The 12,243-nt window shown below is 59.9% G+C and carries 7 protein-coding genes and 2 pseudogenes; 2 read left to right on the forward strand and 7 right to left on the reverse strand.

Annotated features, from left to right (window positions below):
* Positions 1-566: 566 nt before the first annotated feature.
* From GWC77_RS25630 to GWC77_RS25650, 5 genes and pseudogenes are all read right to left on the reverse strand, one after another.
* Positions 567-845: pseudogene (locus GWC77_RS25630) on the reverse strand (IS6 family transposase); the annotation flags it as partial.
* Positions 846-920: 75 nt separating this feature from the next.
* On the reverse strand, positions 921-1,199 hold the full coding sequence (locus tag GWC77_RS25635; protein WP_173261595.1) for a hypothetical protein: 279 nt from the start codon (positions 1,197-1,199) through the stop codon (positions 921-923).
* A 23-nt stretch (positions 1,200-1,222) separates the two neighbouring features.
* Positions 1,223-3,133: pseudogene (locus GWC77_RS25640) on the reverse strand (DEAD/DEAH box helicase); the annotation flags it as partial.
* A gap of 32 nt (positions 3,134-3,165) precedes the next feature.
* A complete protein-coding gene (locus tag GWC77_RS25645) occupies positions 3,166-6,195 on the reverse strand; it encodes a Tn3 family transposase (protein ID WP_173261598.1) in 3,030 nt (1,009 codons plus the stop codon).
* A complete protein-coding gene (locus GWC77_RS25650) occupies positions 6,192-6,785 on the reverse strand; it encodes a recombinase family protein (protein ID WP_173261614.1) in 594 nt (197 codons plus the stop codon). Before GWC77_RS25650 ends, GWC77_RS25645 begins: the two co-directional genes overlap by 4 nt.
* A gap of 352 nt (positions 6,786-7,137) precedes the next feature.
* Between GWC77_RS25650 and GWC77_RS25655 the strand changes: the two genes are divergently transcribed.
* Complete coding sequence (locus GWC77_RS25655; protein ID WP_173261601.1) at positions 7,138-7,809, forward strand: hypothetical protein; 672 nt, start codon at positions 7,138-7,140, stop codon at positions 7,807-7,809.
* A 102-nt stretch (positions 7,810-7,911) separates the two neighbouring features.
* Here the strand turns inward: GWC77_RS25655 and GWC77_RS25660 are convergent, their stop codons facing one another.
* Both GWC77_RS25660 and GWC77_RS25665 read right to left on the reverse strand, forming a co-directional pair.
* Positions 7,912-9,372 carry an SWIM zinc finger domain-containing protein gene (locus GWC77_RS25660; protein ID WP_173261604.1) on the reverse strand — a complete coding sequence of 487 codons (1,461 nt, stop codon included), beginning with the start codon at positions 9,370-9,372 and terminating at the stop codon, positions 7,912-7,914.
* A gap of 950 nt (positions 9,373-10,322) precedes the next feature.
* Complete coding sequence (locus GWC77_RS25665) at positions 10,323-11,249, reverse strand: antitoxin Xre/MbcA/ParS toxin-binding domain-containing protein (RefSeq protein ID WP_173261607.1); 927 nt, start codon at positions 11,247-11,249, stop codon at positions 10,323-10,325.
* A gap of 673 nt (positions 11,250-11,922) precedes the next feature.
* Between GWC77_RS25665 and GWC77_RS25670 the strand changes: the two genes are divergently transcribed.
* A partial coding sequence (locus GWC77_RS25670) for a transposase (RefSeq protein ID WP_173261611.1) occupies positions 11,923-12,243 on the forward strand: 321 nt, incomplete at its 3' end.

A 12,243-nucleotide genomic window follows, 5' to 3' on the forward strand; every position in this document is an offset into this window, starting at 1 on the left:
ACCGGCCGGCTTTGACTAACTCGACCATCTGCGCCCGGAATTCCGGCGCGTAGGGGTTGTGGTGCTTTCCCATGGCAGGCACCTCCTGTTCCAAAGGATAGGTGTCCACGAAACCGGGTCAACTCCACTACGGGCAGCTCCGCCCCTCACTCCGGCATCGGTATTCTTCCTTATGGTGCTTGCCATTTGTCATTTCCCTTTGCATCCGGAGCAAGGTTCTCACGTTCCATACCGAAGCCTGTGTTGAGCTCATGCCGCCTCTACGCCGGCTGCCGTCAGGTCCGTAAGCAGGTCCCGTCCTGACTGATCCCGGAGCGACGAAATGACTCCGGTTTTGACAGCGCTTTGACGAATTAACGACGCATCATCGAACGGTTCGCTTTCGCTCATCTTCTCAACACGTACCTGCCATCCTTGACGGACGACTTTTCCACGGTCGCTCACCACCACGCCTTTTGAACGCAGCAGCACCGGGCGGTTTGAAGCCTGCTCCTGCAAACCGGCTCCGGGAGGCCCACTCCCATCTTCAGTACAGCACCACAAGCTTTCGCTTGTGTTCGTGACACACTCTCGTCCATGCGCCAGCTCTTGCCTACAGGACGCTTGTGTCGGCGAAACGACTTTTCAAACAGTGGCACCAGCTTGATGACCCAGCGGTGCACGCTCGAATGATCGACCTCGATTCCCCGCTCAGCCATCATCTCTTCCAGGTTGCGCAAGCTCAGTGCGTACGCCACGTACCAGCGTACGCACAGCAAAATCACCTCCAGCGGATCATGCAGCCGCTTCAGCACGCTGCCCGCGCCAGTGGGCAACGTTGAGCGAGCTTTCTTCGTCTTTGCCATCATCGATGTCCTGCGTTTCAATTCGCACCGATTCTACTCGTCCTCGTTAATGCGACAGAGCCATTGATTGTCGCTTTAGTCTGGGGGCAACCCCGGCCAGGCGCTGCCGACCGGATGCGGATAGAGGATGCCGAGCGCGTGACGTTCCACAAAAATGAGGTCGATCCACCGGATGGTGGTTTCGTGGCGGGTCGTCATTCGTGCAAGCAGTCTGGCGAGGACTTCGGCCGGGGAAGTCGTAATGTAACGCGTAACCAGTTTGCGCTCACGCCAGCGCGAGCGCGCGGCCTCGACGTGAGCGATGGTGAGCCGGTGGCTAGCTTGCACGGAGACCGGGAAATCGGCTGGGGTCATGGAATTTCCTGAAGAACTGGACATCACCGGCCTTGCGTACCGGTCCTGGCGTGCGGACGGGCCGCTGCGGCTGGCAAGACATCCGGAATCGGTTCAAACAGCGCGTCGAGATCACTGGCCGAGAACTTGACGGCGCCGGCGGCGTCCTCGGACAGGATGCTGTCGGCCAGCAGGGCCTTCTTTTCCTGAAGGGCGACGATCTTTTCCTCGATGCTGCCGGCGGCGATCAGCTTGTAGACGAACACTGGCTTGTCCTGACCGAGACGGTGCGCGCGATCGGTGGCCTGGTTCTCGGCCGCTGGGTTCCACCACGGATCGTAGTGAATCACGGTGTCGGCCATGGTCAGGTTCAGGCCGACGCCGCCGGCTTTCAGGCTGATCAGGAAGAGCGGCACTTCGCCCTGCTGGAAGCGCTGCACCGGGCTCACGCGATCGGTGGTGTCGCCGGTCAGGATGACGTACGGAATGGCGGCCTTGTCCAGCGCCGCAGAGATCAGCGCCAGCATGCCGGTGAACTGCGAGAACAGCAGCACGCGCCGGCCTTCGTCGATCAGTTCCGGCAGCATCGCGAGCAGCAGGTCAAGTTTGGCCGATTCCTTGACGCGGGAGGCTTTCTCCAGTTTGACGAGGCGTGGATCGCAGCAGACCTGCCGTAGCTTGAGCAGCGCATCGAGTACGATGATGTGGCTGCGTGCGAGTCCCTGGGCCGTAACGGCGGCCCGGACTTTTTCGTGCATCGCTGCGCGTACCGTTTCGTACAGGTCGCGTTGCGCGCCTTCGAGGTCAACGGTGCGCACGATGGTGGTCTTTGGCGGCAGTTCTTTTGCGACCTCATCCTTGCGCCGGCGCAGCATGAAGGGACGGATACGGCGCGCGAGCAGATCACGCCGCACGGTGTCGCCGCCTTTCTCGATCGGAGTTCGCCAGCGCTTCGTAAAATCTTTCAGACTGCCGAGGAAACCTGGGAGCAGGAAGTCGAATTGTGACCATAACTCGCCGAGGTGATTCTCGAGCGGCGTGCCGGTGAGACACAGGCGGTGTCGCGCGCGCAGTTCGCGGATGGTCGCCGCCGCTTTGGTGGTGGCGTTCTTGACGTACTGCGCCTCGTCGAGGATCAGCAGGTGATAGTCGTGCTGTGCAAGGACTTCCTGGTCGCGCCACAGCAGCGCGTAGGTCGTCAGGATGAGATCGTGGTCTCCGATCTGGTCGAAGCGGTCCCTGCGTTGAGGTCCGTTCAGATCCAGCACCTTCAGATCGGGCGCGAAGCGCTGCGCTTCCTCGCGCCAGTTGTGCACCAGCGTAGTCGGCAGAACGATCAGCGCGGGTCGATCAAGACGGCCCGCTTCCTTTTCCGCGAGCACATGGGCGAGCGTCTGCACGGTCTTGCCAAGGCCCATGTCGTCGGCCAGCACACCCGAGAGGTTATGTTCGCGCAGGAACTGCATCCAGCTCAGCCCCTGATGCTGGTAGGTGCGCAGCTCGGCCTGCAATCCGCGCGGCACCGGCGCCTCCCGCAAACCGGGTCCCGCCTGCAGGCGTTGCGCCAGCTGGCGAATCGATGCGTCACCGTGGAACTGCCAGCGCCCCGTGTTGTTCAACGCTTCGAGACGTCCTGCATCCAGCTCGGAAATACGCAGCGACCCGTCGCCGACGGTATCGAACAGGTCGACCAGCACCCGCACGACCGGTTTGAGACGGTCCGCGCGCAGGCGCAGCCGTTCGTTCTGATCGGTCCGAAGTTCGATCGTCTCTTCATCGGCGATGCTCTCGAGTTCGCCTGACAGCCAGCGCCGGTCACGCCGGAACAGGTCGGCCAGCAGCGGTTCCAGGCGCACGGTGCGGTCGCCCACCGTGATGCCCATTTCGAGGTCGAACCAACCGTCGCCCGCATCACGGGCCATACCGTCGATCGCATCGATTTCAATCACGTTGAAGGAGGTGTAAGCCCAAACCGCCGAAAATTCCGTCACTCCAAATCCAGCCCAGCCACGATGGCGTCTAGGTCGATGCTCTGTCCGCTGCTGCGGAACGTGTAATGCCCGTTCAAGTGGATATGGCGCCACGCCGCAGGCGAAATCTTCTTGATCAGCGCCAGCGCTTTCGCATTCCCGCTCGCCTCGTACTTGGCAAGCAGCCGCGACAGGATGGCCGAGTTGTAATAGATGATGGCGTTCGCAATCAACCGCGCGCACTGATTACTGATCTCGATTGCGATGTCGGTCCGGCCGGTCAACTCTTTCTTGCCGCCGACCTGGGCGATGGCTGAGCGTAGCTGGTGGTAAGACTCGATGCGGTTTTGCGAGCGATGCACGTTGCGCTCCAACTGCGGATCGCGCAGGTAGCGCAGCGTGTAGATGCTTCGGATCAGCTTGTCGAATTCGAAGATTGCCCGCCGCGTGGGGTTCGGCGCGGTGTAGGTGCATAGCTTGCGGATCAGAGTGCCCTGGGTGATCTCCTTCAACCCCAGCGTGGCAACGATTTGGTCGATGTCGTTTTTCGCGTCCGCGACGGCTTGCAGGTCAATCTGGCCGACCGGGCGGATCAGGCATTTCTCGTATACGGCCGGATCGTCGGCGCAGTAGAGTTCCTTCAGTTGCTCGTCCAGGTCGGTGAAGCGCGGCTCGAAGCGCAACCCAAACCAATACAGGATGGCGAAGTTCGCCTTGTTAACACTGTGCATGTCGCCGGTGATGGCGGTCGGCACGATGTCCGAGGTGTTGCGATACCAGATGTCGAACACATGGTGCGCCTCGTATTCGTGTGCGCCGATGAGATAGCCCTGCAGCGGCACGTGGTTGCATAGCAGGGTGTAGGCCACCACGCCCTTGCCGCGCCCGAAATACTTGCGCGAGTGGCGCGCCTTCACGGTCGGACGCTCCACGCCGAACTTCTGACCGTCGACGGCGCCGTACAGGGCATCGAGGTCGAAGGAATAATGCGGAAAGATGGGCAGGCTCGCGATGGCATTGCTGATCCGGTCGTTGGCGGCCTGCAGCGACGCCTGGCGCAGGTACTGCTGGTAGGTTGATTCAAGCACATGGTAGGGAATGTCGCTGGTGCGCGACATCACCAGGTTACCGTGGTTCATCGCCTGGGCGATGATGACCGCCATCAGGCTGTCGGGGTCGGCGACCTGCCTGGCATAGCGTGGCTGTAGCGGCTTCAGCGCTGACAGGAACTGGCATTGTCCGTTCACAAATCGGAACACGTCTGCCATATCGCAGAATGACAGTCGCTCGTAGAAAGCCTCTTCACGTGCTGCATGCTTGTCCGCCTTGGGCTTATGCCAGGTGAGCGTCTTGGTTTTGCTGTCGTAATCGAGGTGCTTCAGCTTGCCTTGGCGAAGCTCGCGGTTGAAGGCCAGCCACTGCTCGCGTAGTTCTGTCTTCAGTGCGTCGAGCTGGGCATCGATCGGCTGGCGCAGCCACGGAATGTCCATCTGGACGAGCACGTCGACCTTCTCATCAAGGGAGACGAGTTCGTCGGTAAAACAGCGGTGCTGCAGGCTGTCGTCCAGATAGATTTCACCGGATTTGAAACGCTTCCGAAGTTGGCGGTACAGCCAGAACTCGTAGCGATCGGCGTGCAGGCCAGTCGCCTTCCCGTTCGCGTCAAACGTCAGCAGATACGGCCGCAGCCGCTTGGGAAGCGTAGCTTCCGGGCATTCCGCCAGCGGCCGTTGCGACAGGCGCTGCTGCTTCGCGAATACTCCCCTCGCCCAGGCGAGTGCCGCCAGCCACGGGTTATCCGCGTCGACGCCGGCGAAGTCGAGGGTCACATAAAGCGGGCGCAGGTGGCGACGGATGCGTTCGGCCAAGCCGTCGACCACCTGCCAGCGCAGGGCCAGCTTGCTCGTTGGCTTCACGCTGAGGCGCTGGCCGGCGACCTGCAGCGTGTCCTTGGGCATGATCTTGAACGCGCGCTGTCGTACGTCGCCGAAAGGCGTGGTGTCTCCCAACGTGTCGTCGACATACAGCAGCAATAGCCGCCCTACTTGCGGCGTTTCCTGCTGGCGTCGTGCTTGCTCCGCGACGAAACTTTTACTTGACCGAACCTTGCTTTCATCTTCGATTTGCTTCATGTGGTAGGCCAGAGCGTCGACGAGATTGTCGTTGATCTGCCTGTAACGCAACCAGGCGTAGCACAGCAGGTACAGGTGCGTCTGTTCCGGCTTGAGGCGGCGCAGGTCGTAGACCGTGTAGAAGTTCGCCAGGCTCGCGTAATAGTGCAGATTCTGCTGCGAGATCGCGAGCCTGGGCAGCAGCGCCTTGGCGATCCGATACAGCGGCTCCAGCCTGGTGCGCTTCTCCCGCTCGCGCACCATCTGTCGCCAGCCGAAATCCTTGGCGTCCTGCCTGAGCGCAGCCAGCTCGGATAGGGTATCGTCGCGCACCAGGAGCTGGGCCAGCGAATCCCTGGCTGCACCGTCCAGCACCTCGGCAAGCAGACTGCCCAAGCGCTGGCGCTCGGCCGACAGAGCTTCGCTGATTAGCGTCTGCAAGGTGGTATAACCTGGCCGGACGATTTTATGTTCGTTGAGATAGCCGATCAGTTCGGCGACAATGAAGTCGGGAGTCACATCGCGCCGCACAATCTGGGCGGTCTGCTGCGCGAGCTGTGGCAGGCAGTCTGCCGACCACAGCCGATAGCCGAACAGATCCGCGATCAGTGTGCGTTGCGCATAATGCTCATGTTTGGTAACGGTCTTCGGTTCGAATGTCTGATCGTTAAAGTAGCGGCTCAAGACGAAAGCGCAATCGTCCTCGGCGTCGTCCCAGGTGAAGCGGAAGAAGGCATGCTTGGCCTTGAAGTAACCGATCTGCAGGGCGCAATAGACTTGGGCGTGCAGGCCGGGCCGGCCGGAGGCAAGAGTCAACTCGGCTTCGGACAGCGACAGATACTCGAGTTGCTGCCCGTCGTCGAAATCGGGCAGGCCGTACAGTGCAAATTGTTCGGTGTCCGACAGGACGGCCAGTCGCTCGCTTTTGCTCGTCATCGTTGCGGCATTTTTTCCGTGCCTGGCCAGCCGATCCGGGCGAGTGTTTCGATCAACGTGGTGCGCTTGACGCCGAAGTTGCGGCACACAGCAGCCTTGGACATGCCGCCATTCAAAGCGGCGAGGATGGTGTCCAGTTTCTCGCCGGTAATCGCGGGCGGGCGGCCACCTAGTCGCCCGCGCCGCTTGGCGGCGGCTAGGCCGGCGACGACGCGCTCGCGGGTTAGCGCGCGTTCATACTGCGCGAGTGCGCCGAAGACGTGAAACAGCAGTTCGCCCGATGCAGTGGTCGTATCCATGCCTTCGGTGAGCGAGCGGAAAGCGACCTGCCGTTTCTGCAGTGTGTTGACGATGGTTAACAGATGCGACAGCGAACGGCCGAGCCGGTCCAGTTTCCAGACGACGAGGACATCGCCGGGTTGAACAAACGCCAATGCCTTAGCCAATCCTGGCCGATCATCGTTGGCGCCGGAGGCATGATCCTCGAATAAATGGCGGGCATCGACGCCTGCCACCAGCAGCGCGTCGCGTTGTAGGTTCGTGGTTTGCCGATCGGAGTCGGAAGACACACGCATGTAGCCGATCAGCATGTACGCAAAACCCATATCATAGGGTTTGCGCATGCTATACCATAGCGACACGGTTTGCCGCATCTTTTTGACGGGGTTGGCGACGCGGATGAAGCGACCGACTTGTCCTGTCGGAAAACACATGTTTTACGACAGGACAAAATTGGTGGCACATGCTGCCGATTGGTGAAGACGTACACGACAGCGGCAAACTGATCGAGCCCGGGACCTGTTCACCTTGCTGCCACATGCGCGAACGGCTACGGGGCTCTGCTGCCTTTAAAACCGCTTTGGCTTGTAAGCAAAGCATTTGCGACCGCCCAAATGAACACCGCCCGTCAAGCGGCGCGATCTACCTTAAACGTACCCGTATATGAAGATTCAGTCTGATACCAGCGACGTGCACTTCGAATGCACGGATTATTCTGCGGAACAACGCGAAACTACCGATCTGGCAACGTTCCATGAGACCATGTTGGCAAACTCGCCAACCTACGCAGCATCTGTCCGCAAGGCGACCAGTACGGCATCAGTAAAAATCGCTGTCTCGAACGTCTTCGAGCAAGCTGGCCTAACCAGTTTCAACTCAACCAGACGACAGCATGAGATTGAAATAAATCCGACGATCGAATCGCCGAAATTTCGCACCCGTTCCGGAGTCCCTTCACGCAAGACGGACGCACGACTATCACTTGCTTTTGAAATGCAAAATGCCGCTACGGAAAGACAGCTATCCGCTTGCGACGCGAAAGCGAAGTCTGGTGGTTACAAGCTGGACATGCGAGCCGTGCCACCTGTCGCGGCGAGTTTAATGGAGCGGTTTGGTAGGGCAGCAACACTATATGCAATCGATGTCGAATCAATCGAACATTCAAATACAAGTAAAACCCATCAGATTGAACAGGAACTTGCCAAGCGTGGTGCTGACCGGATCGGAGAAACTCTCGGTCAACGCAGCTTCGACGATTATCTTCGGGACTTTATCGATAGCGGTCACGCCGAGCAATACTGCTACCTCTATGCACGTATCATCAGCGGTTCTTAAACGCAAAGGGCGTCTTTGACCTCTCGCTTGCTGCGACACGGCTATCGCCGATGGCGTGGCGGCGCTGAAATTCGGGGCGACGGAATTTTCGGCGGTTAGGGCTTACACCCCCTTGAAGCGGAACTCTCCTGACATGGTGACGCGCCAGCCCTTGTCGCGCAGCGCGGGCAGGGCTTCGTTCACGAAGGCATACCACGCATCGGGCTCCTGCAGGCCGAGCATTGCCGCGGGAAATGACTGCGGTCCCTGAATGCGGCCCGCGGGAATCTTCTGCAGCCCCGCGTTGCGTAGTTCGAGCAGGCGTTTCTTTTCCGCATCAGGCCGCCGGCTGACCTGAACCACGTTGCCGTCGGGGTGCGAGACCAGGGTCGCACTGCTGTCGGCGTTGATAGTGACGCCCTCGTAGTCAAAGCCGACCGCGGCAAAATCGAGCACAGGCGCCCGATGGTCATACTTGCCAAATCCCGCCATATACAGGGGCCGTGTGTCGAGTGACAGGATGGGCACGGGTTCGGTATCGATGATGCGCAGCTCTGATAAGTGGGGCGCGGGTGGCGGTGGCAGTTCCGGGACGATCTCCCGCAGCACGGCGCCCACGAGCGGCGCTTCGGTCAGCGAGATCGGCGGCATCGCCAGATAAGCGGCCAGTTGCTGCGCCTGCAACGATTGCAACGGCAACTGCACGATGCCGGCAACGCCAGCCTGTGTGTCGATGTACCAGGCGGGCTCGGTCGCCAGCAGCATCGTGGATGGGGGCTCGGTTCGCAGTACCGGTCGCACACAGTCGTCCGGCTGCGGCTGCCACTCGATGTGTCCAGGACGCGCATTCCCTTCGGACAAGGCCAGTCGCGTGAACGATGGCGCCTGATTCGTTGTGAGTGCAGTGAACAGACGGCCCGTCGCCGTCAGTTTCTGCAACACGTCGGCCCCGGTTGAGCCTCGCAGCACGAAGCTGCCGTAGTCCTCGCGACTACGGCCCAGCCACAGTCCCCGCAGGATCACCAGATCATCGTCCGTGACGAATTTCGGCGGCTTCAGGAGGGCCGCCTCGACGTTATGCCACGCGTCGTCGATCGATCTGATCGTGCCGTCCGTGTTGCGGCGCGCCTTGAAGATTTCCACTTCATGACGCTGGTGATAGCGCGACCAGCCTAGCACGTAAGCGAGTGTATGGGTTGGTTTCGATGCCGCCTTCCTTGCATTGGGCTCGCTCGACGCGAGACTGGCGCGAAACGTCTCCAGCCAGCTGACGACTTCGGGACGCACGCCAACCTGCGGCTTCGGCATCTTTTCCATGCCTGCGATCAGCAGCGCCGCCACGTGCTTGCAGTCGTAGCCGACCGGGCACGAGCATTCACTTTCGACCCACGGACCTTCTTCCGCCTCGTAGAAGTGCACGTCCACTGCATACGGGCGACGCGCGGTCCCCTGCACCTCGCCGCTGAGCGTGTTGTCCTGCCAGCGCAGTTTCGATACCGCGTGGACGTAATCGCGCGCTTTCGCGACCGTGTGGGAACCTAACCAGTCCGCGATCTGCGCCCGGTCATAGAAAACTGACGACATCAGGGGTGTCCCTTCCATGCGTGTTCAAGCCAGTGGTGATGACGGCAGCGCGTGAGCAGGAACGACACTCGCGGCGCGGACCGCGTACGTGTGAATTCCCATCCAGCATCAGTCGGAGACCGGGTCGATCTCGGTGAGCAGCTGCAGCATGCCATGCACACCAGCATTGGGGGTAGACATTAGTCCGGTTCTCCTGAAAAGGCTCACCGGCGGCACCCGCAAACGCTCACCGGTCGAGACCGGATTCTGCTATGGAGAACCGGTTTGATCAATAGCCGGACAGGTGCGGCGGAAAGGTCGGCGCGCCAGGCAGGAGGCCATTCGAGACGCTTAAAAAAATGTGCGGTCTTCATTCGCCTCGCGCAATCTTGCTTCGCTATTGCGCGGCAGCGGTGCGGCATGCGTGCCAAGGTAATTTTTTACTTTGTGTGGGAATCAGAATGTTGCTGCTGCGTTCATTGACTCTGGCCGCAGGCGTTACCTGCGCGCTCCTGTTTGCATCCGCGAATGCACTTTCGCAGCCTGTGCCAGCGGGCAACCGCGTCGCGGGCGAAGCGTTGCTGCAAGTCAGCACCCGTGACGACGATGCCCGGGCAGAACGTTACAGGGAGGAGCGGTTACGCGAGGAACGTCTCCGTGAAGAACGGTTGCGCGAGGAGCGCCTCCGTGAGGAGCGCCTCCGTGAGGAACGCCTCCGTGAGGAACGCCTCCGTGAGGAACGCCTACGTGAGGAACGCCTACGTGAGGAACGCCTACGAGGTTAGGTACGGACCACACAGCAATACGCCGAAGCAGTCACAGGTACGCGTATCGGCTCGATAATATAGAGCCTGTCAGAATTTTAGTGTGCCGAGGACATGAGACGATAACGGAAACAACGTCCTATGGCCGAAGCAACTGTGACCAAGAAGATCAAGAACCCGAAGGCGCCGAAGCTGTTCCCCCCCACATCAGGGATGATCAGCAATCCATTTCTGCATATAGGCAATAATCTGCCTCGCACCTTCCTCACTGGCCAACATCGCCATCGGCGTTTTACCCTCGAACCAGGGCGACGGCGCATCGAACCACTTAAAGGCAGCCGAGTGGCTTCCTCGAACGAATTCGGCCAAAGCCAGCGCCTCTAAAAAGAGTTTGGGATGGGGATACCACGAATCAGGCTTGATCGTGGGCTTCTTTCCGCCTGGAACTACCCTCGGTAGCTGCGACGCGGCAAGCTCCTCCACCGTGAGATGCTTGCGAACCCAATGACAATATTTTGCTAGGTCGGCGTTTGGCCGCCGTTCGAGATCTCGCGTAGGAACGACCAGTCCAATCCTCACAGGAGTGTTGGCGCGGATCATTCGAAGTGCAGGCACTAAGTCGGTATCGTTGGAGACGATGACAGCCTGATCGATCTGGTTGGTCAACGCGTCGTGATACGCATGCAGAGCGAGATTAACGTCACTCTGCTTTTCTTCTAGCTTCCAGATGGCAACGCGATCACAATTGCGAGGCTGCTTGTCCCGATCGTTCTCGTCGATACGGGGAGCGCGCACCTTGGTAACTGAGTAGTAGCCTTCAACGATGCGAATGCGCCCGTCATGCAGCTTGCGCAGCGCCGTGTGGTATCGAGCCTGCGACGACACCGAATCGTCGGCTTTGGCAGCGCTCTCGATGATCTTGGCCGTGAAGTAGTGGATGGCTTCGGGCAACAGGTCATGCCGCACCGGCTGACCGCCGGCCTCAGACAGGGCAGATGGCAATACGTGAGCCGCAAACAACTTGTAGAGGTCGAGCCACTTGTGGCAAGTGCCTTTTAAGCAACCGTAGTAGAAGTTGTAGCCGTCGATATAGATTCGGGTCCGCAAGCTACGCGATTGCCCCTCCACTTGCATAATCCCGCCTCCAGAAACGAAAAAACCGGCTTGCGCCGGCTTTTCCTCCCTCACACCAGATGGACATGCCACACCGGTATAGAGGGTTAGTTGTTAAAACAATCATAACCGTTTACTAACGGTTTCGTCAATACGTTCTGTGGAACGGGTTTCGTGATGGCAACTTCGATCTGACCCTTTTATTCGTGCGATCTGCCGTCGAAGGAGGATCTATGTATGATAAGGCAGAGGATTTTTAGCGAAGCGCAGACGGCGCACCAGGCCCGCATTGGCACGACGTACGGGCCGTCTGTGCTTCGCTAAAAATTCTTTGAGCTAAACCGCTCCGCAGACGGTTGCGGCTATGGGCATTCAAATTGCTCGAACTGCGTCACGCTCACTTTCGTTGGAATGGTCTGCCAGCATGGGGTTCCCGTCATTCGCCCGTCCACAAATCTGGACTATAGCCTGACTCCAGCAACCGCCCTGAAACCCAGCTGCAGTCCGCCTCGCAGACAAATTCCATGACCTCGAAAAACGCGCAACCAGTTGGTTGAGAAGATGAGCGAAAGCGAACCGGAAGTTGCCCCGCTTCGACGGACAGATCTGCAGTAGCGAGGGGCGTTGGTGCACGGATAGGCAAACGAAAGACAGGAGTAATAAAATCGCGGTCCGTCCTGCTGGAAGCCCATGCATGCCCCACAAGCACAACGCCGCGCGCCGGCATGACATCCCGAAGATGGCCCATCGGGTGACGAACTGGCCCGAGTATGAAGCGGGGCTGCGCAGCCGGGGGAGCCTGACGCTGTGGATCACGCCCGCGGCGCTCGCCCAATGGCAGGCACCGCGGCGTACCACGCCGGGTGGCCAGCCGCGCTATTCGGATCTGGCCATCGAGACCGCCCTGATGCTGGGCAGTGCGTTGCGGATGCGCTCGCGTCAGACCGAGGGTCTGCTGCGTTCGGTGCTGCAACTGAAGGGGCTCGCGCTGCCGGTTCCGGATCACACCACCCTG

It is taken from the genome of Paraburkholderia sp. NMBU_R16, assembly GCF_013282575.1.
Taxonomy (GTDB): domain Bacteria; phylum Pseudomonadota; class Gammaproteobacteria; order Burkholderiales; family Burkholderiaceae; genus Trinickia.

What these genes read in the sequence shown, in the direction of transcription:
- GWC77_RS25635 (WP_173261595.1), bottom strand. Translation starts at nt 1,199, where the DNA reads ATGACCCCAGCCGATTTCCCGGTCTCCGTGCAAGCTAGCCACCGGCTC.
- GWC77_RS25645 (WP_173261598.1), bottom strand. Translation starts at nt 6,195, where the DNA reads ATGACGAGCAAAAGCGAGCGACTGGCCGTCCTGTCGGACACCGAACAA.
- GWC77_RS25650 (WP_173261614.1), bottom strand. Translation starts at nt 6,785, where the DNA reads ATGCTGATCGGCTACATGCGTGTGTCTTCCGACTCCGATCGGCAAACC.
- GWC77_RS25655 (WP_173261601.1), top strand. Translation starts at nt 7,138, where the DNA reads ATGAAGATTCAGTCTGATACCAGCGACGTGCACTTCGAATGCACGGAT.
- GWC77_RS25660 (WP_173261604.1), bottom strand. Translation starts at nt 9,372, where the DNA reads ATGTCGTCAGTTTTCTATGACCGGGCGCAGATCGCGGACTGGTTAGGT.
- GWC77_RS25665 (WP_173261607.1), bottom strand. Translation starts at nt 11,249, where the DNA reads ATGCAAGTGGAGGGGCAATCGCGTAGCTTGCGGACCCGAATCTATATC.